The following is a 23,841-nucleotide window of genomic DNA, read 5'->3' on the forward strand; positions in this document are numbered from 1 at the left end:
TCTTCTGCTTTTAAGCTTTAACACCACCCAGCGGCGGCAATTTCGCCAACTTCAATGCCACCAGCAGCGCAATCACCAGCAAGGTACCCACGAACAACCCGATCCCGTTCCAGCCACCCAGGTGCCAGAACACACCGCCCGCCGTCCCGGCAATGCTAGACCCGGCGTAATAGCTGAACAGGTACAGCGACGACGCCTGGCCCTTTGCCCTGGTTGCGCGTCGGCCAATCCAGCTGCTCGCTACCGAATGCGCGCCGAAGAAGCCGAACGTGAAAATCAGCATGCCGATGATCACCACCGGCAATGACGTGAACATCGTCAGGGCGAGGCCGCCGATCATCAATACGATGGTCGACCAGAGCACTTTGCGGCGCCCCAGTTTGTCGGCCAGCGAACCTATTTTTGCCGAACTGTAGATCCCCGACAGGTACACCACCGACAGCAGCCCGACGAAGGCTTGTTCCATGTGGTACGGCTCGGCCAGCAGGCGATAGCCGATGTAGTTGAACAAGGTGACAAAGGCCCCCATCAGCACAAAGGCTTCAAGAAACAGCAGCGGCAAACCGGCGTCGCGAAAATGCATGGTGAAACCGTCGACCAGGCTGCGTGGGTGCAGCGAACGTGGACGGAAGTTGCGTGATTCGGGAAGTATTTTCCAGAACACTGCTGCTGCAATCAGCGCCAGGCCCCCGATGACCAGCATTGCGGTATGCCAGCTGACGAAGTCGATCAGCACCCCGGTGATCAGGCGTCCGCTCATCCCGCCAATCGCATTGCCGCCGATGTACAGCCCCATGGCGAGCCCGATGTGCTGCGGGTGGATCTCTTCGCTCAGATAAGTCATGGCCACCGCGGCCAGGCCACTCAATGACAGGCCGATCAGCGCGCGCATCAGCAGCACGCCGTGCCAGCTTGGCATCATCGAGCTGGCGATGGTGCACAGCGCCGCTGCAAATAGCGCGGCGACCATCACCGGCTTGCGTCCGACCCGATCGGAAATGGGCCCGGTGATCAGCAGGCCGATGGCGAGCATGCCAGTGGCCACCGAGAGAATCAGGCTGCTCTGGGCTGCATTGATCGAATATTCGTGGGACAGCAGCGGCATCATCGGCTGCACGCAATACAGCAGGGCGAACGTCGCAAAGCCACCGCAGAACAACGCCAGCACTGTGCGCATGAACATCGGCGTGCCTTTCTCGATGTAAATCTCCTTGAGCTCGGCAGCGACATCATCCACTGCGCAAGGTGGGACTTCATGGGCGAGTGGCGCAACAACAGTTTTCACTTCGGACCTCGGGAGCGGGTAGCCGGTCAGGCAATGGAAAAAGCATATAGCTGCCTAATGATTCAATCCAATATATTATTCGACCTGTTTAAGAGCTTTTGCGACCTAATGAGGTTTTCATGGAATTGCGTCATTTGCGGTACTTCATCGCCGTCGCCGAAGAACTGCATTTCGGCCGCGCCGCACAGGTGCTGGGCATCTCGCAACCGCCCTTGAGCCAGCAGATTCAGGCACTGGAGCAAGAGGTGGGGGCGCGATTGTTTGAGCGTACCAATCGTCGGGTCGAGCTCAGCGAGGCGGGTCGGTTGTTTCTGCAGGAGGCGCGGCTGGTGCTGGCGCAGGTCGACAAAGCTGCCGACGTCGCCCGTCGGGCGCAATTGGGCGAGCTGGGGGAGCTGAAAATCGGCTTTACCTCATCGGCGCCATTCAACTCGACCATCCCCCAGGCGATTTTCGCATTCCGCCAGCGCTTCCCGGCGGTGCATTTGAACCTGCGGGAAATGAGCAGCACCCAGGTGGCCGATGCGCTGGTGGATGAGTCGATTGAAGTCGGCATCATGCGCCCGCTGGGGCTGCCGGATTCCCTCAGCGTAGTCGAGCTGATGAGTGAACCGCTGGTGGCGGTACTCAGCTCCAAACATCCGCTGGTGAACGGCAGCGAGGAGGGGGTGTTCCTGTCAGCCTTGGCCCTCGAACCTTTCGTGTTTTTCCCGCGCAGCTACGGCAGCGGCCTTTACGCGCAACTGCTGAGCCTGGCCCGCGACTCCGGTTTCAGTCCGCACTTCGCCCAGGAGGCTGGCGAGGCAATGACCATTATCGGGTTGGTGGCTGCAGGGTTGGGCGTCTCGGTGCTGCCGGCGTCTTATCAGCGGATGCGGATTGACGGAGTGGTGTACCGGCCCTTGCTCGATCCGGCGGCGGTGTCGGCGGTCTGGCTGGTGCAGCGCAAGGACCAGAAATCGCCGATGGCGCGGGCGTTTGTGGAGTTGTTGACGAGGAAGGTCGAGCCGCTGCAAGCGTGACTGCCTTGGCTTGAGTTCACCCCGTAGGAGCTGCCGAAGGCGGCGATCTTTTGATCTATATGTGTTTCAAGACCACCGCCGAAAAATCAGCGAAGTATTCACCCCGCCAAACGCAAAATTATTGTTCATCACATACTGATTACTCATCTGCCGGAATTCGCCGCGCAGGTAATCGAGCTTGCCGCAGTGCGGGTCGATGTCGTCCAGATTGAAGGTGTGGGCATACAGGTCTCTGTTCATCATTTCGATGCTGAACCACGACTCCAGTGCGCCACAGGCGCCGAGGGTGTGGCCGAGGAAACTCTTTTGCGAACTGATAGGCATGTGCTCGCCAAACAGCGCGCTGGTCGCCAGGGTCTCGGCGATGTCGCCTTGTTCCGTGGCAGTGCCGTGGCCGTTCACGTAGCCGATGTCACAAGGCTGCAGGCCCGCGTCTTCCAGCGCCAGTTCCATGGCCCGGCGCATGGTGACCTGCTCCGGACGGGTGGTGTGCTGACCGTCTGCGTTGCTGCCAAAGCCGACCAGTTCGGCGTGAATGCGCGCGCCGCGGGCCAGTGCGTGTTCCAGTTCTTCGAGCACCAGCATGCCGCCGCCTTCACCGATCACCAGGCCGTCGCGACCCTTGTCGTAAGGGCGCGGCGTGGTCTGCGGGGCGTCGTTTTTCAGGCTGGTCGCATAGAGCGCGTCGAAGACCATGGCTTCGGTGGGGCACAGCTCTTCGGCACCGCCGGCGAGCATCAGCGGCAGGCGGCCGAACTTGATCGATTCGTAGGCGTAGCCAATGCCCTGGCTGCCGCTGGTACAGGCACTGGACGTGGGGATCAGGCGTCCTGTGAGGCCGAAGAAGATGCTGATGTTCGCCGCCGTGGTGTGCGGCATCATGCGCACGTAGGAATTGGCGTTGAGCCCCTCGGCCACCGAGTTGAGCAGCATATTGCCAAACGCTTTGATTTCGTCGGTGCTGCCAGTGGACGAGCCGCATGCCACGCCCATGCGTCCGTCCTTGATCGATTCATCGCCCAGCAGCCCGGCATCGGCCAGCGCCTGCTCCGCAGCACCTACCGCCAGGCGCGATACCCGGCCCATGCTGCGCAGTTGCTTGCGGGTCCAGTGGGCGGGCACCTTGAAGTCATCGATGGGCCCGGCCAGACGGGTGTTGAGCTCGGTGAACCGGTCCCACTCGTCCATCCGGCGGATGCCGCTGCGGTTGGCCGCGAAGTTGCCGGCTATGGTTTCCCAGTTGCTGCCCAATGAGGTGATACCGGCCATGCCGGTGACGACGACGCGCTTCATCAGCACAGGCCTCCATTAACGGCCAGAACCTGGCGGGTGATGTACGACGCTTCCGCCGACATCAGGAAATTCACCGCGCCGGCCACCTCTTCTGGGGTGCCCATGCGCTGTGCGGGGATCATCTTCATCAGTTCTTCCACCGGCACGTTTTCATCGAGCATCGCCGTGTCGATCAGGCCGGGTGCGACACAGTTGACGGTGATCTTGCGTTTGCCCAGCTCGATCGCCAGGGCTTTCGCCGCGCCGATCAAACCCGCCTTGGAAGCGCTGTAGTTGACCTGGCCACGGTTGCCGATCAGTCCCGATACCGAGGTAATGCAGACAATGCGCCCGGCCGCACGGCGACGGATCATCGGCATCATCACCGGGTGCAGCACATTGTAGAAACCGTCCAGGTTGGTGCGCATCACCACATCCCAATCATCCTCGCTCAGCGCCGGAAAAGCACCGTCGCGGGTCAGTCCGGCGTTGAGCACCACGCCATAATAGGCACCGTGAGTTTCTACGTCCGCTTCAAGGATCACCTTGCAGCTGGGGCGGTCGGACACATCGAATTGCAGTATGCGGGCTTTTCGCCCCAAGGCTTCGACCTCTTTCTTGACCGCGCCAGCTTCCGCCAGGCCACTGCGGCAATGCAGCACGATGTCATGGCCGGCCTGGGCCAGGCGCAGGGCAATGGCGCGGCCGATACCACGGCTGGAGCCGGTGACCAGTATGGATTCAGTCATGACTGGACTCCTTTGATTCATCAAGATATTGCGCGGCCTGAGGCGGGCGGAACACGTTCAGACGAGCGGTAGCGTGGATGCCGGGGGCATTGATATGACATTCGAATACACCCATGCCGTTCTCATCTTCCAGTGAGCGCAGCCCGTGTATGGTCAGCTCGGTGCCAACCGGGAAGTGTTCGACATTGCATTCGAACTTGCGGGTACCGAGCAGGAAACCCAACTCGACCGCATCGCCGCGCTGGCGGGCGTGGCAACCGGCATAGGCGGCGACGCTCTGGGCCATCAGCTCGATGCCGACCCAGGCCGGCAAGCTGCCGTCGGGGCGGCTGAACAGGCCTTCAGGCCTGACCACCAGGCGGGTGTGGATCTGCTCCTCGTCGAACGACAGGATCTGTTCGATCAGGATCATGTCGCCAGCGTGCGGCAGCAGTTCGGCGAGCGGCCAGTCGATCATGGTGCGTCTCCGATTATCAGGCTGACGTTGTTGCCACCGAAGGCGAAGGAATTGCTCATCAGGTAGCGCGGTGCAATGGACGACAGGCGATCCGTGCCGGTCACCCAATTCAGCGGTGGCAGGTCCGGGTCGGGTTGGCCATCCCAGACATGCGGCGCCAAGGCGTGCTGCAGATTGTCCTTGCACAGGCTCAGCCAGCAGAACGCAGCTTCCAGGGCGCCCGCTGCGCCGAGGGTGTGGCCGGTCAGCGGTTTGGTCGACGAGCAGGGCACGCCCGCCGGGAACAGGGTGGTCACCGCCAGGCTTTCCATCGAATCATTATGGTGTGTGGCCGTGCCGTGCAGGTTCAGGTAGGCAATCTGGCCCGGTTGCAGATTCGCACGATCCAGGGCCTTGCGCATGGCCTGCAGGGCGCCGCGGCCAGCCGGTTCCGGCGCGGAAATATGGTGTGCATCGGAACTTGCACCGCTGCCCAGCAGCGCAATCGACGGGCTGCCGCCGGGCTGTCTGGTCATCAGGAACAGTACGGCCGCTTCGCCGATGTTGATGCCGTTGCGATTGACTGAAAAGGGGTTGCAGCGCTGACCGGACACGGCCTCCAGCGCAGAGAAACCGTTGAGGGTCAGTTTGCACAGGCTGTCGACTCCGCCGCACAGCACCGCATCGCACAACCCCATGTTCAACAGGCGCTGGGCGCTCATCAGTGCCCGGGCACTGGAGGTGCACGCGGTAGAGATGACATAGGCCGGACCGCTGGTTTGCAGCCAGTCGGCGAGGAAATTCGCCGGCGCGCCGAGTTCCTGTTGCTGGTAGTTGTAGTCAGCGGGAAACACGTCCTCGCGAATGTAATGGGCCAGGCCGCGGCTGGCTTCGTCTATGCCTGAAGTGCTGGTGCCCAGGACCACGCCAATGCGATGGCGGCCGTAGGTCGCAATCGCCTGGTCAATGTCCTCGCGAATCTGCAGGGCGGCTTCCAGCAGCAGCTGATTGTTGCGGCTGGCTTGCTCCGCGAGTTCGACAGGGATGGCCGCGAGTTCGCCGCGCACAGCCGCCACCGGCACCGTACGATCGACAATCCAGCCGGCTTCGTCGCGCATTCCGGAGCAGTCGCCGGCAAACAGGTTGCGGCTGACCTCCTCCTTGCCCCGGCCCAGGGCGCAAATCACCCCTAGGGCGTTTAAATAGGCAGTCATGGCGTGTCCCCGCTCAGGGGCGTGACCTGGTATTTCGGACCTTTGGGCAGGGTCAGATCGAAGTTTTGCGGTTGCCTGTAGCGCACGTCCCAACGCTCGGGCAATGACCGTTGCGTACCGTGTTGCCAGGCGGTCGGGTAGTTGCCTTGCAATTGATCCCTGGGGGTCAGCGCAAACAGCAACGCGGCGAACAGTTCCCGCGCTTCGGCATTGGGTGGCAGCAGGCCGTCGGCGTGCCAGGCGCCGTCGACCAGTTTCTGCCGGGCCTGGGGAATGCCCAGCAGGTCCATCATCGACCAGCGAATGCCCGGCCCTTCGCGCTGGATCACCAGCACCCAGTCCAGGCGCTGGTCGGCTTGCAGGCGCTGGATATGCAGTTGCATGGGCAGTGCCAGGTCAGGCGTTTGCTCGGGCAGCGGCGCCCGGCTGGTGCAGGCGCTCAGCAGCAGTGTACCGAGCAGCAAACATGTGGGAGCCAGCCTGCAGGAGGTGAATTGCGCGGTGTTGAAAATACTCATCAAACGGCACCTTCAAGCGGTTTGCGCGCAACCACATTGACCAGGGTTTCTTCCCGCTCACCGACGGCTTTTGGCCGGTGCAGGCCCAGGCGCTCCAGCAGGCCGAAATCCCTGGCGCGACTCCACCACAGGTAGGGGTAGGACACGTTCTGCGGGCCGAACTCGAAACCCTGTTGGCGAATCATCTGCAGATACCCGGCGGCACTTTTTTGCACATGCATGGGATGGCGAAACAACCAGCGAATCACCCAGGTATCAATGTAAGCCTCGGTGGATTCGGCGAACAGCAGATACCCTCCAGGTTTCAATACCCGATAGAACTCGGCCAGGGCCAGGTCCTGCTCTACCAGATGATGGAACGTCTGGTGACAGAACAACAGGTCGACACTGGCGTCCGGCAGTTGAATGCTCGCGCAGTCACTGCCGATCAATTCCACTTCGATGCACTGGCGAGCGGCTTCTTCACGGCTGAGTTCGAGACTGTGAGGGTCGGCATCCAGGCCAGTCAGGCGTTGTGGTGCAAAGGTCTGGTGCAACAGCTGGAACGACTTACCCTGGCCACAACCGGCATCGAGCAGCACGGGATGAGCGGGTGGTGGTTCGCTGAACAGGCTGCGCAGGTCATTGATCGCCACCCGCAACACGTGGTGCTGCCAGGTGTGGCTGCGCAGGAACCAGAAACCGAAGCGGGTTTCCTCGACGTAATTGTCGCTCAGGAAACTCATGTGGCGTCCCTTGCGCACAGTTCCGAGAGCATCCGCAGCCGGCGTTTGGGTTCGGCGACGAACGGGTTGCGTTCGTCCCAGGCATAACCGGCGAGGATCGCGCTGATCATGCGGCGAATGTCCGGTGAACTGCCCGGATGGTAGATCACGTCCTGGAAGGTTCCGGCATACCAGCCTTCCACGTAGCAGCGAAACGTATCGACGCCACGCTTGAGCGGGACGGCGAACTCGCTTTCCCAGTCGACATTTTCACCCTGCAGTTGGCGATGCAGTACCGCAGTGGCCATGCTCGCCGAGCGCATGGCAATGGTCACGCCGGAGGAAAACACCGGGTCCAGGAACTCGGCGGCGTTACCCAGCAGCGCGAAGCCGGGCCCGTGCAGGGATTTGACGTTGGCCGAATAACCACCGATGGTGCGCGCGGGGGTGTCCCAGACTGCGTTGTCGAGCACGGCCGACAGGCTTGGGGTTTCGGCGATAAAACCACGCAGGCAGTCGTCCAGATTGTCCGCGCGCCCCGCGAAATGTTCCGCCGCCGCGACCACGCCCACAGAGCACCGGCCATTGCTGAACGGGATGGTCCAGAACCAGATGTCGCGCTGGGTGGGATGGGTGGTGACGAGGATTTTGCTGCGATCGAAGGCCGGATTGTCGATATGGTCTTCGACATGGGTGAACACGGCCTGGCGCACCGGAAAGTTCGACGGCGCTTCGAGGTCGAGCAGGCGCGGCAGGACCCGCCCGTAGCCGCTGGCATCGAGTATGAATTGGGCTTCTATGCGGTACTCGCTGCCATCTTCGCGCAGCACGCCGAGCTGCGGTTTGGCCAGGTCGGGCACCACGCTGACGATGGTTTCACCGTAGCGGATTTCGACGCCTTGCAGCGCTGCCTGGTCCGCCAGCAGCTTGTCGAAATCGGCACGCAGCACCTGGAAGGTGGTCGGTTTGCCGTTGCTGAAGGTGTCGCCAAAATCGAACGTGCTGTACTGCTCGCCCCAGGCGAAGGCCGCACCGGTTTTCAGTTGGAAACCGGCGGCGTTTACTGCATCGAGCATGCCCGCTTCCTCGACGAAGTCCAGGCAGTGGGACAGCAGGCTTTCGCCAATGGAAAACCTCGGGAAATGCTGACGCTCGATCATCAGCACATCATGCCCTTTGCGTTTAAGCAAAGCGGCGGCGATGGCACCCGAAGGGCCTGCGCCGATGACAACCACCTGGCGACATTCCGTTTCAACTGTTGGCATGGGGGTTCCTTGCCGGGGCGGCGATGTTCATGGGGATTCGGTGCATGCCGACCAGTGCCGGCAGCAATGTCGCGATCAGTCCCATCAGCATCAGCGCAAAATACAGCGCCGGGCTGATGAGATGTTGTTGCAGCAGCAGGTTGAGAAAGACGATCTCGCTCAAACCGCGAATATTCAGCAGGACGCTTTCGCGCCAGCGACTGGCGCCTTCAAACGAAGCACCGGCCCAGCCCAGGCCCAGCCAGTTGCCCAGCAATTTGCTGGCTATCGGCAACACCAGCAATGCTGCCAGCTGCCCCCAGCCAAGGCTGGCCATGGCGCTATGGACGTCGATTTGCACGATGCCGAACGTGAGAATGAGCGGGATCGCGATGTTCGTCTGCAACCGGCTCATCCAGGCCGCCGGTAGCGGAAGGACTAATGGCACTTTCAAGGCCGCCATGCACAGCAGGTAGCCGATGCCGAGAATCAGTGCATTGAGCTTGAAGTGTTCGGCAACCACCAGCAGCGCGAAGAAACAGCCGCTGTGCAACAACGGTTGGCGCATGCCGAGCAGGCTCAGCAGTAACGGCAGGCAGGCTCCTGCCAATGGCAGCAGCAGACTGCTCAAGTGCAGGCTGCCCTGGGCGATGGCGAACAGGGTCCAGCACGTGAGGTCGATCAGGATGGCGGTCTGCACCAGGCGCCGCGTTGCAGTGCTCGGGTAGTTGATGTGCCGCAAGTAGAGGTACAACACCGGAATTGCGGTGATGGCGAACAGCAGGCCGACAGCCAGCGAGCTGATCCAGGGCTGCGCGGGCAACAGCCATACCGCAGTAGCCAGTCCGCAAGCGAAGGGCATGCAGAAACTCGGCAGGGCAATTTTCAGGCTCTGGCGGTCCAGACGCAGGTCGATGACGTCACTGAGGATATGCCCCAGTAACAGGGCAAAACTCAGGCTGTAGAGGTTTTTCAGCCAGGCCGGGGAGATAAGCTGGGCGCCACTCAATTGCCAGCCGGGCTCGATCCAGAAGTACATCAACAGCGGCAAACCGATGGTGGCCAGCAGCAACTGGCTGACAATAGGGATCAGGCCAAAGCGGCGCCCGACGTAGGTCGCCAGGGCAAACAGACTCAGGGCCAGGATCCAGAACAGGGCGATCATCATGCCACCGACTCCGCCGTTGCAACCGCATGACTCTGGCGGCCAGCCCACGGCGCCAGCATGAAACTGAACACCAGCCCCAGGCTCACCGACAGGCCGAAGTTGCTCACCGCCGGCGTGCTCGACACGGCCAGCAGACCGAAGGACAGCCAAGTGGTCAGCGCCGCCAGCAAGGTGCCCAGCAGGCTCACTGCCGCCCCACCCACCTGCTCGCGCATGAGGATCGCGTAGTCGACGCTGATGGCGGTGACCAACAGCAGGCCAAACAGGCTGAACAAGGTCAGCGGCTGCCCCAGCCACCCCAGACTGGCCAGGCTGCACACCGCGGCCAGCAGCGGCAGAGTGACAATGCGCAAGGCGCCGCCAAGGCCGAACGGCAGGATCAGCACCAGCACGATCAGCACGCAGGAGGCCAGTTTCAACTCGGCGGCGCTGATCTGGGTCGCGGCGAAGACGCTGTTCAATTCACCCAGGCGATCGACCAGCTCCACACCCGGCAGGCCCAGGGCCTGAACCTGCAGCAACGCGGGGTTATTCAAGCCTTGCAGGCTCACCATAGCCGCTACGCCTCCGTCATCGGTCGAACCCAGCCACAGGGCGCGATAGGGCTCTGCCAGCGGGCCGCGTAGCGCCGTGTCGACATCCTGGATCGGCAACGCGCGCAAGCTTTCGAGTTCGGCTTGCAGTGCTGCCACCGGCACGCCGAGATCAAGCAACGGCTGCCAGTGTTGCGCCAGTTTGTTCAGCGCTTCGCGAACCTGTACCTGTTCGCTGGGCGGGCTGACCAGTTGATTGAGGGACAGGTAACCCTGGAGTTTCTCCAGGTTGACCAGTTGATCGAGTCGCTCGCTCAGCGCGTTCTGGCGTTCGAGTAATTGCTGCTGATCGGCCGCGCGCACCAGGAAGAACTGGCTGGTGGGCTGATAGCCGGTGATCCGGGCAATGGTCTGGGCTTCGTCCGTCAGCTGCTGGGGCGCGCCGACCCATTGGCGAATATCGTTCTTGCTGTCGAGCTGTAGCAGGCCGGCGACGCAGAAGGCGACCAGCACTGCCAGCAATACCGGGGTGCTGGCCCGCTTGAGCAGTGCTTCGCGGCACAGCAGCAAGCTTTCGCAAACCCTTAACGGCCATTGAGCAGGGCGCAATTGGACACCCTTCAGCAATGCCGGTAGCAGGCATACCGCGCACAAGTAGGCGCCGATCAGACCCGCTGCGGAGAACACCGCGATCTGGGTCAGCGCTGGAAACGGAGTCCAGGCCAGGGCGAGGTAACCGATGCAACTGGTGATCAGGCTCAGCGTCAGGCCGGGCAAGGTCAGGCGCAGGGCTGGCCAGCTGCGCCAGGGTTTCAGGCTCCAGCTTTTGGACAGGTAATGCAGCGGGTAGTCGACCGCCACGCCGATCAGGCTCGAACCGAGCACCAGAGTCATCACATGCATATGGCCGAACAGGGCGACGCAGGCCACTGCACCGAAGAGCATGCCCACCAGCACCGGGACGAAGGCGAGCAAGACGCGCCAGCGCCGGAAGGCCAGCAACAGCAGCAATAGAATGCCGATCGTGGCGCCGCCGCCGACCCAGGTCATTTCGCGGGTGGCTTGCTGCTGGCCGTTTGCGGCATAGAGCAGGCCGCTCGCCGCCAACAGTTGTACCTTGGCCTGGGCGGCTTCGGCACGGCTGCTTTGGAGCAGTTCGGCGACCTGCAGGGGCAGCTTCATGTCGAATGCATTGCCAGTGGTGCGCGCGCGCAGCAGCACCCAGCTTATGCCGTCAGTATCAGCCACCAGCGCACCGCTGCCGATGTCCAGTTGTACGGCGCCGTGTTGGGGCTGGCTGTTCTGGATGCGTCCGGTCAACCCCAGCCAGTCTTCCTGGCTGGGTACCAGGCTGAAGCCGGTGAAGGGGTCGAAGAGGCCTTGCACGCGCTGCTGGATGAACGCGTCGGGGTGCTCGATCAACTGCTGGCGATCTTCGAACGAGAGCATCGCCAGGCGACCCTGCAGCAGCTGGGTGCGCAGCGCCGGCAAGTCGGCTTGCAGGTTCCACTGGACCTTTTCGAACAGGCCGCTGGCTTGCCATTGCTCGCCGAGTTGCTGCGCCATGGCCACAGCCTGTTGCCGATCAGCGTGGCCGACCAGTACCAGCATCTCGCGGTTCAAGGGTTCCTGCATGCGCTGCTCGGCGCGTGACTCCAGTGCATCCGGTGCCGTGCCTGGTACCAGCTCCATCAGGTTGGCCGACAGCGGTGGGCCGTTACGCCATTGCCAACCGGCCAGCGCCAGTACCACCAGTAGCAGGATCAGGAAAATCTGCGGGAGCCTGCGTTCACTCGGCAAAGTCATGTTGCTCCGAGTCGCTCAACGGTTGCGCGGCGGTACTGTCCTGCATGCGTAAAAGGGTGCTGTCGCCTTGGGTTTCCAGCAGTTCGATACTGTGCACCAACTCGGCCCCGGTAATGTTGATCTGGTTGAACACCTGCTTTAACAGCAGCGAACGCGGGATCAGGGTCAACTTCCAGTCCTTTGCATCGCCACTGAGCGACAGGTCGAAGTCTCGTTGCAGCCCGCTGCTGTCACCTTGCAGCACCGCGAGGAACAATCGGTTCTGCTCGGCTCCGGCGCTCTTGCCCGGCAGCATTTGCCAGCCGTTGCCGTCGCGCCGGGCGATGCCCTTGGCGGTGATCCGATAATCCTGCTGCAGCGGTGTTCTGAGCAGCCAGAGCAGGCCGTGGTTTTTCGCCAGGACGAATGTGCCCTTGCTGGTCAGCGGCTGGGGCAGGGCGCGCAGGTGTTTTTCCTGGATGAAACTGCCGTGGATCACGTCAGGTTTGCCCAGTTGATCGCTGAGCTGCTGCAGATCAAAAGCCTGGGCCAGTGAAGTACCCAGCAGCATGACGCCTGCCACCAGAAATTTGCAGCAGGTTGTCCGCCAGTTCATTCGAGCACCTTTTCCACTGCATCTGTAAAGATCTTCGGTGAAGCCAGTTGCATTTCGCGATTGCTCATATCGACGGCGACCTGTACGGATACGGCGCGGGTCAGGCGTTCGCCGGTTTCCAGGTCAGTGATCAGGTAGTTGATCTTCAACCGGTTCTCCCATTCCACCAGGTTCGCCCGGACGTTGAGCTTCTGACCGAACACCGCGCCACGTACATACCGCAGCTGCAGGTCGATCACCGGCCAGGCGTAGCCCGACTCGACCATGGCGCTATAGTTGTGGCCGATGCGGTCCAGCAACGCACAGCGGGCGACTTCCAGGTATTTGATGTAATGGCCGTGCCAGACGACGTGCATGGTGTCGACGTCGAAAAACGGCACGAGGATTTGCGTATCGATGTGAAGGACGCCCTTGCTACGCATGCAGCCTCCAGTGTTGTTCGGCGATACGCTGCAGGCACAGGCGCAACTCGCTCTCCAGGGCCCGGTCCTCGATGACCGGCGGGAAATCTTTAGCCAGCTGCGCGTGCATGGCGGCAAGTGCCGGCGGCAATGTACGCGCGTCCTCGGCTTTACTGCGTAACCAGACGCCCTGGTTGGCGGCCAGCAGCGTCGCGGCAGCCACTTGTTCGGTCAGCTCCAGCACGCGAATGGCATCCCGTGCAGCGATGGTGCCCATGCTCACCTTGTCCTGATTGTGGCACTCGGTGGAGCGGGAAAAGACGCTGGCCGGCATGGTGTTCTTCAGGGCTTCTGCGGTCCACGCGCTCGTACCGATCTGCACCGCCTTGAAGCCGTGATTGAGCATCGCCCGATCAGCCGTGGCACCCGACAGATTACTCGGCAAGCCATGGTTGTAGCGCTCGTCGACCAACAGCGCGAGCTGACGATCGAGCAGGTCGGCGACGTTGGCAACCAGGTTTTTCAGGCTATCCATCGCGAAGGCGATGTGGCCGCCGTAGAAATGACCGCCGTGCAGCACCCGCTCGGCTTCAGCGTCGATGATCGGATTGTCGTTGGCACTGTTGAGTTCTATTTCGATGAACGAGCGCAACCAGTTCAGGCTATCGGCCAATACGCCGAGCACGTGGGGCGCACACCGCAGGGAATAGCGATCCTGCAGGCGATGCAGCGGTGCGGTGGGAGCGTCGATAGCCAGGTCCTTGCGCAGCCATGCAGCGACCTGCATCTGCCCCGGATGCGGTTTCGCGGCGAACAGGCGCTCGTCGAAGTGTTCCGGATTGCCTTGCAGCGCCACCACGTTCATTGCGGTGATGCGGGTGGCCAGTTGCAGCAGGTAATCGGCTCGCGCGTAGGCCAGGCAGGCCAGGCCCGTCATGACGGCGGTACCGTTCATCAATGCCAGGGCTTCCTTGGGCCTGAGCACCAGGGGTTCCCAGCCCAGTTCGCGATGGACGTCGGCCGCTGGCCGGCGTTCGCCACGAAACATGACTTCGCGCTCGCCGGATAACGTCGCGGCGACATACGACAACGGAGTCAGGTCGCCGCTGGCGCCCACCGAGCCTTCCTCCGGTATCAGCGGCAGGATGTCGTGTGCAAGGAAGGCCTGGAGGCGTTCCAGCAGTTCCACGCGAACCCCCGACACACCCTGGCACAGCGACTGCAAGCGTGCAGCGAGCACGGCGCGGGTCGCCTGGGCGTCGAGTAACTTGCCCAGGCCGCAACCGTGGAATGTGTACAGGTGACGAGGCAGCGCCTCGACGTGATGCAGCGGCACCGCGACTACGCAGGAGTCGCCATAGCCGGTAGTCACGCCGTAAATCACCCCTTCCTTGTCCAGCAGCGAATCCAGGAACTGCGCGCCTTTGGCGATGCGCTGGCGAAACAGGGCGTCGCCTTGCAACTGCACAGGCACCTGGCGGTTGGCCAGGGCCCGCACATCTTCAATACGCAGGGGGAGTTCGCCGAAGGTTACCGGCTCAAGCGTTGGCGTCGTCATCGGTCTTCCAGAAAGGGTAAAAGTTGAACCATTGTTGTGGTGCTTCGAGGCAATAGTGACCCAAGCGTTCGGCGTAGCGGCTCGCCCACTGATGAATGACCTGTTCGCGCTCGCTGCGTTTCCAGGTCACGGCATCGGTGAACGGCTCGAGTGTCAGTCGATAATCGCCCGTTGGCTTCTTCAGGCACAACAACAGGTTTACCGGGCATTTGAGCAGGCCAGCCAGCAGCCATGGGCCCTGGGGAAATGCGGCCTGATGGCCGAGAAAGTCCACCGTGACGCTACGCCCGCCGTGCAGGGGGACACGATCGCCGGCAATTGCCAGCCATTCGCCCCGTTCCAGGCGCTCGTGCAGTTGCAGCATGATCACCGGGTCCAGCTCGCTCACCTGAATCAGGCGCAAGTTGGTCGCGCCGGCTTCGCCCAGCAATCGGTTGAACTGCTCGGCATGCTTGGTGTGCACCAGCACGTTCATGGTGACCTTTTCGCCGATCTCCGCCAAGGCGCGGCACACCTCGAGATTGCCCAGGTGCGCACCCACCAGCATTTGGCCGCGGGAGCCACGCAATTGATCGCGCAGCAGGGCCGGGTCGATGATTTCGATCTGCTCGATGCTCAGCTTGCCGTTCCAGACGTCGAGTTTGTCGAGCATCGAGTCGGCAAATGCCATGAATTGGCCGAAGACGCGCCAGTGGGTCGGGCGCAAGTCGCTGCGCCCGCTCCAGTCGGCAAGCCGTTGCTGGTATTGCCAGGCGCTGTGGCGAGCGCTTCGACCAAAGAGGAAAAAGTACAGGACAATGCCATACAACAGTGGGCTCAACAGGCGCCGGCCCAGCACCCGGGCACCGAATGCCGTGATCTTCATCAACCAGAAACTGCCGCGCTCCTCACGGTCGGCCCAGTGCGCCTTGTTGTTGCTGCTCATGTGCGCCACCGCTGCCAGAGCATCGCCGGCGCGCGCAACAACATGCCGAAAAACAGCCGCGTGTGCATGCTCGAAATCAGTACGTTGTCGTGGAGCAGGCGAAAGTGTGAAACGCCATCCAGCGGATAATGCACCCGGGTGGGCCGCCACAGCATCGGTTGATTGCGCCAGGCCAGGCGCACCAGGATGTCCGAGTCGAAATCCATGCGCTTGCCGATTTTCGCCGAGTCGATCAAGGCCAGCACGGGCGGCAACGGATACACGCGAAAGCCGCACATCGAGTCGCGAATCTGCAGCGACAGGGTGTTGATCCAGACCATCACGTGGGTCAGGTAGCGGGCATACAGGCGGCCCTTGGGGACGCTGGCGTCGTATTGCGGGTAACCGCAGATCACCGCCTCGGGGTGGGCGCGAGACTGCTCGATGAAGGTGCCGATGTCCTGCAGGTCGTGCTGGCCGTCGGCGTCTACCTGCAATGCGTGAGTAAACCCCAGGCGCGCCGCTTCGCGCAGACCGGTCATGACCGCACCGCCCTTGCCCTGATTGGCGGCGAGGCGAATCAGGAATACCTTTTCGCGCAGCGCCAGGTGATCGAGCACTTTTGCACAGGACGGGGCACTGGCATCGTCCACCAGGATGCAGGGAAGACCGCTGCCAAGTACCGCCTCGACCACGGTGGTAATCGCGGTTTCGTGGTTGTAGACCGGGATGACGGCGCAAGGGTTATGCATGAGCACGTCCCCCTGGGCGATTGAGTGCGCAGCACTTGCCAGAATCAGGCATCGCTCGCCGCCTCCAGCAGAATCCGTCCACTGGAACAGGTCGCGGTTTCATTGCGATAAGCGAAATACAGCTTGCCGCGCACCGGATCAAAACGCAGGTGCAACTGGACCTGATCCCCCGGGCGCACCAGTTGCTGGAATTTCAGGACTTCCATACCGGCGAATTTTTCCGGCAGGTTCATCAATCGTTGGCCCAGGGCGAGGGCCCAATCGACCTGCACCACACCGGGCAACACCGGTGCCTTGGGGAAATGGCCGCTGAAGAACGCCAGGTCCGGTGGCACCGCCAATTGCAGGCTCCACTCGCCATCGTCTTCGATCTGTTGCAGGACTTCTGGCAATTTCGGTCGAGCAGCCAGCAATAACCCCTCGACATCCGCTTGCGGCAGCTTGCCCTGGCTGTTGAACGGCAGTTGTCGCAGAAAACGCCAGCGTCGCGGCAACGCCAGGGTTTCGCAGTGCAGGCCCAGGTGCTGGCGCAGCTCCTCGGTAACGGCGCGCCGGCCCTGGTTGCGCAACGCGTGCAAGCCTGACTCGCTCAAGACCAGCAGCGTGCCCAGCGACGCGCGGTTTTCCTGCACCACACCCATGCGTGCTTCAGCCACCCAATCATGGGTGCTCAGCGCCTGTTCGAGCATTGGAAGCGAGATACGTTTTTCTTCCAGTTTGACGATTCGGTCCAGCCGCCCCTGGAGCTCAAAACGGCCGTCGGCGGCAATTTGCGCAGCATCGGCGGTATGTTCAACGTGGCCTGGGGGCATGTAGGGAGAGCTGACAAGCAACGCACCGTCACTGTCCAGCGCCAGTTCAACGTCGGCAAATGGCTGCCAGGGCTCATCGGCCTGGCGCCAGGCAATACCGCCGGTTTCCGAGCTGCCGAGGATTTCCGTCGGCCATTGCTGCAGGCGCTGGTGCAGGCTTCGCGCCGCTTCGGCCGGCAAGGCGCCACCAGAAGAAAATACCCGGCGAACTGCACTCAGGGCGGGCCAGTCAAGGTTGTCGCCCATGCGCTTGAGCAGCGCCGGGCTGGCGACCCAGGCGAAGGTCGGGCACTCGCGGCTGGCGCGCTGCAGATCTTCCGGAAACGCCAGCTGCTTGCGCACGAACGGCCGACCGGCGCACAGCGGCCACAGCACCCGGAAGAGCAACCCATAGATGTGCTGGGTGGCGACGCTGCCGATGATGCAGGCCTGGCCAAGGTCGGCACCCCAGAGGGTCTCCAGGGCCTGCACTTCATTGGCCAACTGGCCCAGGGTTTTGTCGATGCGCTTGGGCTCGCCACTGGAACCTGAAGTGCACAGGCTGAGTTGGCATTGGTCCAGGTCGAACTCGACTGCACCCAGGGGCGCACCCCGGTAATCCTCCAGATGGGCGTCGTCGGCCAGGTCGGTCAGCCACAGGTCGACTTGCGTGGACCAGCGTTGCCGGGTAACGGGTTGCAGGTCGGCCGGAAGTAGCACGCTGGCGCCGGCGCGCCAGGCGCCAAGCAGGGCGACGGCCAGGTCGGCGGCGTCTTCCAGGTGCACGGCAACGCGCCGTATGCCCTGGCTTTCGAGGCCGGCAGCCAGGCGCAGTGCGCGTTCGCACAGCTGGGCGTGGGTCAGCACCGGCCCGGCCGTCACGGCGCGCTCCGGTTGAGCCTTGAGCAGCAGTTGCTCAAGTTTAATCCAGTTCATGGGTGGCCTCGTACCCGTTGTCGTATCAGCCATTCAATGGCAAACATCAGGCCCATCAATCCATAGGAGATCAGGCCGGTGTACAACATCCACCAGTTCAGTGGCGCCCAAAGAGTCAGGGCTGTCGCCAGCAAGCCGTTACAGAGAAAAAACGCACTCCAGGCGATCGTCACCTGGCGGGTATAAACAATGGCCCGGGGCGGCAGTTGCGGCTCACGCAACCGTGCCAGGCGCTCGACCATCGGCGGACCGTATTTCAGGCTCAGGCCAAACAAACCGAGCATGAACCCGCTGATGAGCACCGGATACCAGCGCAACAACAGTGGGCTGTCGAACAATGCCAGCAGCAGGCAAAAAATGATCGCGGTGACGGCCATCCACAGGCTGCCGGGTTTGCGCGGGCCGAGCAGCGCGCGCCCCAGCCAGAGGCTTCCCAACAGCAGGCCAAACTGCCAAGGGGCAAAGTGTTCCATGCCGAAATACACCGCGAAGGGGTACAGCAGGCCCGCCAGCAGCAAGCCGAGGCCGATCAGTCGCCTCATGCGGCCGGTTGAACCAGGCGGTAGACCGCTTCGACCACGTCACTGACGGTACGTACCGTTTTGAACTCCTCGGCGGCGATTTTCTTGCCGGTCTGACGTTTGATGTGATCGATCAGGTCCACGGCGTCAATACTGTCGATCTCCAGATCCTGATAAAGATTGGATTCGAGCTTCACGCGTTCAGGGTCCAGTTCGAAGAGTTCGACCAAGGCATCGCGCAAGGTGTTGAAAATGTCGTCACGAGTTTGCATGGTCCGGTCTCAAGCTGCCTGTTTTGCAGTAACGAACGCCGCAAGGCTCGCCACATTGCTGAAATGATTGCGTGTGTCTTTGGCGTCGGCGTCGATCTTGATGCCGTATTTTTTCTGGATGGCCAGGCCGAGCTCCAGTGCATCGACCGAATCCAGGCCCAGGCCTTCGCCGAACAGGGTCTGGTCGTCGCCGATGTCTTGCGCGCTGATGTCTTCAAGGCCCAGGGCGTCGATGATCAGTTGTTTGATTTCACGGTGTAGATCGCTCATCTTCGGCGAGCTCCTTGATGTAGTAGGAATGCAAGTAATCGTTCAGCTTGCGCGAGGCTTGCGGTGCAGGGCCGCAGGCGGCAAAGGCCTGTGGGTCTATATCGGCCCCGACATGGAAACTGAAGTGCACACGGCGTTTGGGGATGCGATACCAGGGTTCGGCTTTGGTCAAGGTGCTGGGATTGACCTTGATGGTGACCGGGGTGAGGATTTTCGCACCGCGCAGGGCAATGGAAGCGGCGCCCCGATGAAAGGCCGGCGATTGGCCGGGCTGGGTGCGGGTGCCTTCGGGGAAGATGATCAGCGTCTGGCCGCTTTTCAACGCGTCGGCGGCGGCGTCGAGCATGTCCATGCTGCCGTCGTTGCTGATGTATTCGGTGCTGCGCAGAGGGCCGCGAGTGAAAGGGTTTTCCCACAGGCTTTGCTTGACCACGCAGTTGGTGTGGCGCACCAGCCCAATCAGGAACACCACATCGATCAGCGACGGGTGGTTGGCAATAATCATTTGCCCCGGCCTGCCGAGTTTTTCGGCGCCCTGGATATCGTAGGTCAACACGCCGGCTCGCGCCATGAACCGCACAAAAAACCAGAAGCAGCGACTTACGGTTCGCCGCGCACGCAGGCGGTGGGTCTGCGGATCCCCGGGCAGGCAGTTGAGCACGGGGAAAATCACCAGACGCAGGCACAGCCCGCCCAGCCCGAACAGGGCGAAGCTTGCGGCGGTCGCCAGCAGTCGCCAGTAATAGGCGTCGCGGCTCTTTTCGGTCAAGGGTTGCGTTGCCAGGTCCATACACGATTTTTCCACGCATGTTGGCAGGTAGTCTGCTGGCCGAGCAGGGTATGCAAGAGATTCAGGGCATGGGGCCAGTGAGCGTTTGACACTTTATCCGTAGCGCTGTTCAGGGACAGCTGCCAATCGTTGCCGGGTGTGATCAGAAGGCCCAGTGCATAAGGGAACGGCACGTCGTCGATCCACCGCGAGTAGGCCTGCGGCGGCTGTTCTTCGGTGATCACCAGCAACACGGCCGGCGCGCCTTCGCCGATCAACGCCACGGCTTCCAGCATGCCGTGTTCAAGCCCGTCGCCGGCAGCAGCCAGGGCGGTCATCTCGCTGGTCTCTGCGCGCATGATCGACCACAGTCCAATGATCGCGTTGTGCACGGACAGGCTGAACTGGGTCGGTGACAGCGGCTGATCGGCGGCCAGGTCGCTAAGGATGTCGAACGTGCGCGGTGTTTCACCATGGCGGGAAACAAAGACCAGAGGCAGGTCTTTGCGACCATCGGCCAGCGGCCAGCCGACACTGAAGGCCATGCGCGCCAGGCGGCTGAGCCGGCGTCGCTGCATGGCGGGCAGAAATGAGACGTCCGGGGCTGCATCGCTGGCCTGCAGGACCACCGGTTGGCGACTCCAGGCCTGCCAATCGTCCACGCTTTCGAGCCCAGGGGCCCATGCGCGCCATTGGGCGATGTTGAAATTGATCACAGACATTCATCCCGCCCTGAGGGCTTTTTTGACGCGGTGAGTCACGGAACCAGCGACAAGCATGGCGCGGCGTCAAGCGCCAGGTGGCGCGCATTATCCCGGTGCAGCCAGCGGGTAGCAAATGCTGGTTACATTTTGCTCAAGGAAAATGGACCGGCTGGTTCCTCGGTAAATATCATTTGGCATTATCCATATCGGGACCAGCGTGTATGTCGGCTTGATCCGATCATCCTGTCTGATCTTGGCCCTTTTTTATTCAGAGTTTTCGCATGACCCTGTAGTCCAATTCCCAACGAGGTAGCGAAGCGACGCTTGGGACCACTACACTCGGTCATTCTTTGATACACGGAGGTTTCGACATGCGGCGCGTGGTGTTTAATCAAAAAGGTGGCGTAGGCAAATCCAGCATTGCCTGCAATCTGGCGGCGGTCAGCGCCAGCGAGGGCTATCGCACCCTATTGGTGGATCTCGATGCCCAAGCCAACTCCACTCAATACCTGACCGGACTTACCGGCAATGATATCCCGATGGGAATTGCCGATTTTTTCAAGCAAACCCTGTCCTCCGGGCCGTTTTCCAAGAAAAACCAGGTCGATATCTACGAAACACCCTTCGATAACCTCCATGTCATTACCGCCACCGCAGAATTGGCGGACTTGCAGCCCAAGCTCGAGGCGAAACACAAGATCAACAAGCTGCGCAAACTGCTGGACGAGTTATCCGAGGATTACGACAGGATCTACCTGGACACGCCCCCGGCTCTTAACTTCTATGCGGTATCGGCGCTGATTGCCGCCGATCGCGTGCTCATACCCTTCGATTGCGACAGCTTCTCGCGTCAGGCGCTTTATGGGTTATTGGCGGAGATCGAAGAGTTGAAGGAAGACCACAACGAGGGCCTGGAAGTAGAAGGCATTGTGGTCAACCAGTTCCAGGCCCGCGCGAGCCTGCCCCAGCAAATTCTTGACGAGCTGATCGCTGAAGGGTTGCCGGTGCTGCCGGTATACCTGGGCACGTCGGTGCGGATGCGTGAGTCGCACCAGGCCAATACGCCGCTGATTCATCTGGACCCACGGCACAAGTTGACCCGGCAGTTTGTGGAGCTGCATAACCTGCTGGAAAACGCCTGAAGATCAAAAGATCGCAGCCTCGGCAGCTCCTGCAGGGTCCGAGATGGACCATGGTTCTGTAGGAGCTGCCGAAGGCTGCGATCTTTTAGGCGGTGGTCAGATCCCCTGGCTACGCAACCAGCTCATCAACTGTGGCAATGCAAACGCCCCGCTCTGGCGCGCCACTTCCCGCCCGTTCTTGAACAGAATCAAGCTGGGAATCGAGCGAATCCCCAGTTGAGCCGACAACTGCTGGTTGGCCTCGCTGTCCAGCTTGGCCAGCCGGCATTTGCCTGCCAGTTGCGCGGCCGCCTGTTCGAACACCGGCGCAAATGACTTGCACGGGCCACACCAGTCGGCCCAGACGTCTACCAACAATGGCAAATCACCCTTGATCTGGCTGGCGTAATCACCTTGCTTGAGTTCAAAAGGGCTCTTCAACAACACTGGCGCTTTGCAGCGACCGCATTTCGGCTGATCAGCCAGGCGCCCGGCCGGGATCCGATTGAGCCCGTTGCAATGGGGGCAGGGGATGAGCAGTGGTTCGGTCATGAGCAAGGATCCTGATAAGAAGCCGATTTGACTGATTTGGAGACGTTTACTCCTGTTTTCAATCGTGCAGCGTATTCCGGTGAAACCAGGCTGATTCAAACCGCAGAGGACTTATTTGATGCGCGAGCACGGCCTGAGTCAGAGCGAACGTGCGGGTGTGGGAGCGCAGTCGGTCGTGTCGGAAATCCTGAGCGGCAAGCGTCAGCTCAACCTGCGGCAGGTCCGCTGGCTGGCTGAACGCTTCGGGGTGTCGATCGAAACGTTTATCTGACAACCATCACGAAGAACAACTGATCTCCAGATGCTTGCCCCACTCTGGCGGCCGTTCGGCGTAGGCCTCCATCCCTGGCTGCTGCTCGAATGGATTGCTCAGCACCGCATGCAGTCGGCGGACTTCTGAATAGTCCCCGCTCTCGGCAGCATCGATGGCTTTCTGTGCCAGGTAGTTGCGCAGGATATACAGCGGGTTCACCGCATGCATCCGTTGGCGGCGTTGTTCCTGATCGACCGTGCCTTCGCGAGCAACCCGCGCAACATACAGCTCGGCCCAGGCATCGAAGCCCTTGATGTCGACAAAGTCATCGCGCAATCGGGCGACGGCCAGCTCCGGTGATTCATCGCCGAGGCGGCGAAAGAACAGGGTGTAGTCGACCGCGCTGTTCTGCATCAGTTGCAGCAGGTGTTCGAGCAGTTTCTGGTCATCGTCCTCGGCGGTAGTCAGGCCGAGCCGGCGGCGCATCAGGTCCAGGTAATGGGCCTGGTACAGCGGCAGGTACAGGCCGAGGGTTTCTCGCAGGGCCTCGACGCTGATGAACGGCGTCAGCGCCTGGGCCAGCGCGCTGAGGTTCCACTGGCCGATCGGCACCTGATTGCTGAAGGAATAACGGCCCTGATCATCGGAGTGGTTACAGATGAAGTTGGCATCGAAGTCATCCAGGAATGCGAAAGGCCCGAAGTCGAAGGTGATGCCCAGGATCGACATGTTATCGGTGTTCATCACCCCATGGCAGAAGCCGTAGGCCTGCCACTTGGCGATCAGCTCGGCATTGCGTTCGACGATCTCGCGAAACATCGCCAGGTAGGGTTCGGGCTGTTCCAGGCATTCGGGAAAGTGCATGGAGAGTACATGCTGGCCCAGCTCGTCCTGCTGTTCGGGACGCTTGGTGTAGTAGAAATACTCGAAATGCCCGAAGCGGATGTGGCTGGGTGACAGGCGCAGGACCATGGCCGCGCGTTCCTGCTTTTCGCGCCAGACCGGGGTGTCCGAGCCGATCACGCACAACGCGCGGGTCGTGGGAATGTTCAGGGCGTGCAGGGCTTCCGAGGCGAGGAATTCGCGGATCGAGGAACGCAGGACTGCGCGACCATCACCCATGCGCGAAAACGGCGTCTGGCCGGCGCCCTTGAGGTGCAGGTCCCAGTGCTCGCCGGCCTGGTTATAGACCTCGCCGAGCAATAGACCGCGACCGTCGCCCAGCTGGGGGTTGTAGGAGCCGAACTGATGGCCGGAGTACACCATCGCCCTGGGCACTGCGTCGGCCCAGAGCTTGTGGCCGCTGAACAGCTCGGCAAACTCCCGGGTCTGAGCTACGGCCGGGTCGAGGTCGAGCAGCGCCATGGCAGAAGGGCTGACCACCACCAGGCGTGGATTGTCGATCGGCTCGGGCAACACATGGGCAGAAAACGCGTCGCCCAAGCGGGCGAAGCGATTATCGAAGGTCAGTTCGTCGAGGGCTTTCACCGG

At 61.7% G+C, this 23,841-nt stretch carries 25 protein-coding genes and 1 pseudogene; 3 read left to right on the forward strand and 23 right to left on the reverse strand.

Going from position 1 to position 23,841, the window contains the following annotated elements:
• Positions 1-10 precede the first annotated feature (10 nt).
• Entirely contained in the window at positions 11-1,285 is a 1,275-nt protein-coding gene (locus HYI44_RS09825; protein ID WP_122841491.1) for an MFS transporter, read from the reverse strand.
• A 119-nt stretch (positions 1,286-1,404) separates the two neighbouring features.
• Here HYI44_RS09825 and HYI44_RS09830 point away from each other — a divergent pair, with 119 nt between their 5' ends.
• Positions 1,405-2,307, forward strand: coding sequence for a LysR family transcriptional regulator (locus HYI44_RS09830; protein WP_225569303.1), 903 nt, complete (start codon positions 1,405-1,407; stop codon positions 2,305-2,307).
• Positions 2,308-2,373: 66 nt separating this feature from the next.
• Here HYI44_RS09830 and HYI44_RS09835 read toward each other — a convergent pair whose 3' ends face one another.
• From HYI44_RS09835 to HYI44_RS09930, 20 genes are read right to left on the reverse strand one after another with little or no spacing between them, the layout of a single operon-like run.
• Positions 2,374-3,600 carry a beta-ketoacyl-ACP synthase gene (locus HYI44_RS09835; protein ID WP_225569304.1) on the reverse strand — a complete coding sequence of 409 codons (1,227 nt, stop codon included), beginning with the start codon at positions 3,598-3,600 and terminating at the stop codon, positions 2,374-2,376.
• Entirely contained in the window at positions 3,600-4,328 is a 729-nt protein-coding gene (gene fabG, locus HYI44_RS09840; RefSeq protein ID WP_122841494.1) for a 3-oxoacyl-ACP reductase FabG, read from the reverse strand. The genes HYI44_RS09835 and fabG overlap by 1 nt, the downstream gene beginning before the upstream one ends.
• Positions 4,321-4,785, reverse strand: coding sequence for a hotdog family protein (locus HYI44_RS09845; protein ID WP_122841495.1), 465 nt, complete (start codon positions 4,783-4,785; stop codon positions 4,321-4,323). The genes fabG and HYI44_RS09845 overlap by 8 nt, the downstream gene beginning before the upstream one ends.
• A complete protein-coding gene (locus HYI44_RS09850) occupies positions 4,782-5,978 on the reverse strand; it encodes a beta-ketoacyl-[acyl-carrier-protein] synthase family protein (protein ID WP_225569305.1) in 1,197 nt (398 codons plus the stop codon). The genes HYI44_RS09845 and HYI44_RS09850 overlap by 4 nt, the downstream gene beginning before the upstream one ends.
• On the reverse strand, positions 5,975-6,496 hold the full coding sequence (locus HYI44_RS09855; RefSeq protein ID WP_225569306.1) for a hypothetical protein: 522 nt from the start codon (positions 6,494-6,496) through the stop codon (positions 5,975-5,977). The genes HYI44_RS09850 and HYI44_RS09855 overlap by 4 nt, the downstream gene beginning before the upstream one ends.
• Positions 6,496-7,221 (reverse strand): class I SAM-dependent methyltransferase, encoded by a 726-nt coding sequence (locus tag HYI44_RS09860; RefSeq protein ID WP_225569307.1) that lies wholly within the window; start codon positions 7,219-7,221, stop codon positions 6,496-6,498. Before HYI44_RS09860 ends, HYI44_RS09855 begins: the two co-directional genes overlap by 1 nt.
• The gene (locus HYI44_RS09865; protein ID WP_225569308.1) at positions 7,218-8,465 is read right to left on the reverse strand and encodes an NAD(P)/FAD-dependent oxidoreductase; all 1,248 of its coding nucleotides are present in this window, start codon (positions 8,463-8,465) and stop codon (positions 7,218-7,220) included. The genes HYI44_RS09860 and HYI44_RS09865 overlap by 4 nt, the downstream gene beginning before the upstream one ends.
• The gene (locus HYI44_RS09870) at positions 8,452-9,612 is read right to left on the reverse strand and encodes a sodium:proton antiporter (protein ID WP_225569309.1); all 1,161 of its coding nucleotides are present in this window, start codon (positions 9,610-9,612) and stop codon (positions 8,452-8,454) included. Before HYI44_RS09870 ends, HYI44_RS09865 begins: the two co-directional genes overlap by 14 nt.
• Positions 9,609-11,951 carry an MMPL family transporter gene (locus HYI44_RS09875; protein WP_225569310.1) on the reverse strand — a complete coding sequence of 781 codons (2,343 nt, stop codon included), beginning with the start codon at positions 11,949-11,951 and terminating at the stop codon, positions 9,609-9,611. The genes HYI44_RS09870 and HYI44_RS09875 overlap by 4 nt, the downstream gene beginning before the upstream one ends.
• On the reverse strand, positions 11,935-12,546 hold the full coding sequence (locus tag HYI44_RS09880) for an outer membrane lipoprotein carrier protein LolA (RefSeq protein WP_225569311.1): 612 nt from the start codon (positions 12,544-12,546) through the stop codon (positions 11,935-11,937). Before HYI44_RS09880 ends, HYI44_RS09875 begins: the two co-directional genes overlap by 17 nt.
• Entirely contained in the window at positions 12,543-12,968 is a 426-nt protein-coding gene (locus HYI44_RS09885) for an acyl-CoA thioesterase (protein ID WP_045061919.1), read from the reverse strand. Before HYI44_RS09885 ends, HYI44_RS09880 begins: the two co-directional genes overlap by 4 nt.
• The gene (locus HYI44_RS09890; RefSeq protein ID WP_225569312.1) at positions 12,961-14,505 is read right to left on the reverse strand and encodes an HAL/PAL/TAL family ammonia-lyase; all 1,545 of its coding nucleotides are present in this window, start codon (positions 14,503-14,505) and stop codon (positions 12,961-12,963) included. Before HYI44_RS09890 ends, HYI44_RS09885 begins: the two co-directional genes overlap by 8 nt.
• Positions 14,486-15,430, reverse strand: coding sequence for a glycosyl transferase (locus tag HYI44_RS09895; protein WP_225569313.1), 945 nt, complete (start codon positions 15,428-15,430; stop codon positions 14,486-14,488). The genes HYI44_RS09890 and HYI44_RS09895 overlap by 20 nt, the downstream gene beginning before the upstream one ends.
• The gene (locus HYI44_RS09900) at positions 15,427-16,161 is read right to left on the reverse strand and encodes a glycosyltransferase family 2 protein (protein WP_122841675.1); all 735 of its coding nucleotides are present in this window, start codon (positions 16,159-16,161) and stop codon (positions 15,427-15,429) included. The genes HYI44_RS09895 and HYI44_RS09900 overlap by 4 nt, the downstream gene beginning before the upstream one ends.
• Before the next feature lie 44 nt (positions 16,162-16,205).
• Positions 16,206-17,888: an acyl-CoA synthetase family protein gene (locus HYI44_RS09905; RefSeq protein WP_225569314.1), complete on the reverse strand. Its 1,683-nt coding sequence runs from the start codon at positions 17,886-17,888 to the stop codon at positions 16,206-16,208.
• Positions 17,885-18,430 (reverse strand): hypothetical protein, encoded by a 546-nt coding sequence (locus HYI44_RS09910; protein WP_225569315.1) that lies wholly within the window; start codon positions 18,428-18,430, stop codon positions 17,885-17,887. Before HYI44_RS09910 ends, HYI44_RS09905 begins: the two co-directional genes overlap by 4 nt.
• Positions 18,427-18,681, reverse strand: a complete 255-nt coding sequence (locus HYI44_RS09915) for an acyl carrier protein (protein ID WP_045061913.1) — start codon at positions 18,679-18,681, stop codon at positions 18,427-18,429. Before HYI44_RS09915 ends, HYI44_RS09910 begins: the two co-directional genes overlap by 4 nt.
• A gap of 9 nt (positions 18,682-18,690) precedes the next feature.
• The gene (locus tag HYI44_RS09920; RefSeq protein ID WP_122841506.1) at positions 18,691-18,951 is read right to left on the reverse strand and encodes a phosphopantetheine-binding protein; all 261 of its coding nucleotides are present in this window, start codon (positions 18,949-18,951) and stop codon (positions 18,691-18,693) included.
• Positions 18,932-19,741 (reverse strand): lysophospholipid acyltransferase family protein, encoded by an 810-nt coding sequence (locus HYI44_RS09925; RefSeq protein WP_225569316.1) that lies wholly within the window; start codon positions 19,739-19,741, stop codon positions 18,932-18,934. The genes HYI44_RS09920 and HYI44_RS09925 overlap by 20 nt, the downstream gene beginning before the upstream one ends.
• Complete coding sequence (locus tag HYI44_RS09930) at positions 19,717-20,442, reverse strand: beta-ketoacyl synthase chain length factor (protein WP_225569317.1); 726 nt, start codon at positions 20,440-20,442, stop codon at positions 19,717-19,719. The genes HYI44_RS09925 and HYI44_RS09930 overlap by 25 nt, the downstream gene beginning before the upstream one ends.
• A gap of 353 nt (positions 20,443-20,795) precedes the next feature.
• On the opposite strand from HYI44_RS09930, the gene HYI44_RS09935 reads away from it, so the two are divergent.
• Positions 20,796-21,566 carry a ParA family protein gene (locus HYI44_RS09935; protein ID WP_122841509.1) on the forward strand — a complete coding sequence of 257 codons (771 nt, stop codon included), beginning with the start codon at positions 20,796-20,798 and terminating at the stop codon, positions 21,564-21,566.
• 96 nt (positions 21,567-21,662) lie between these two features.
• On the opposite strand, the gene trxC is transcribed toward HYI44_RS09935, so the two are convergent.
• Positions 21,663-22,097: a thioredoxin TrxC gene (gene trxC / locus HYI44_RS09940; RefSeq protein WP_201149616.1), complete on the reverse strand. Its 435-nt coding sequence runs from the start codon at positions 22,095-22,097 to the stop codon at positions 21,663-21,665.
• Between the two features lie 112 nt (positions 22,098-22,209).
• Here trxC and HYI44_RS09945 point away from each other — a divergent pair.
• Positions 22,210-22,368: pseudogene (locus HYI44_RS09945) on the forward strand (helix-turn-helix domain-containing protein); the annotation flags it as partial.
• Positions 22,369-22,374: 6 nt separating this feature from the next.
• Here the strand turns inward: HYI44_RS09945 and selO are convergent.
• Complete coding sequence (gene selO, locus HYI44_RS09950) at positions 22,375-23,838, reverse strand: protein adenylyltransferase SelO (RefSeq protein WP_225569318.1); 1,464 nt, start codon at positions 23,836-23,838, stop codon at positions 22,375-22,377.
• Between the last annotated feature and the right edge of the window lie 3 nt (positions 23,839-23,841).

The sequence above is a fragment of the Pseudomonas sp. Y24-6 genome (assembly GCF_020295325.1).
GTDB classification, from domain to species: domain Bacteria; phylum Pseudomonadota; class Gammaproteobacteria; order Pseudomonadales; family Pseudomonadaceae; genus Aquipseudomonas; species Aquipseudomonas gregormendelii.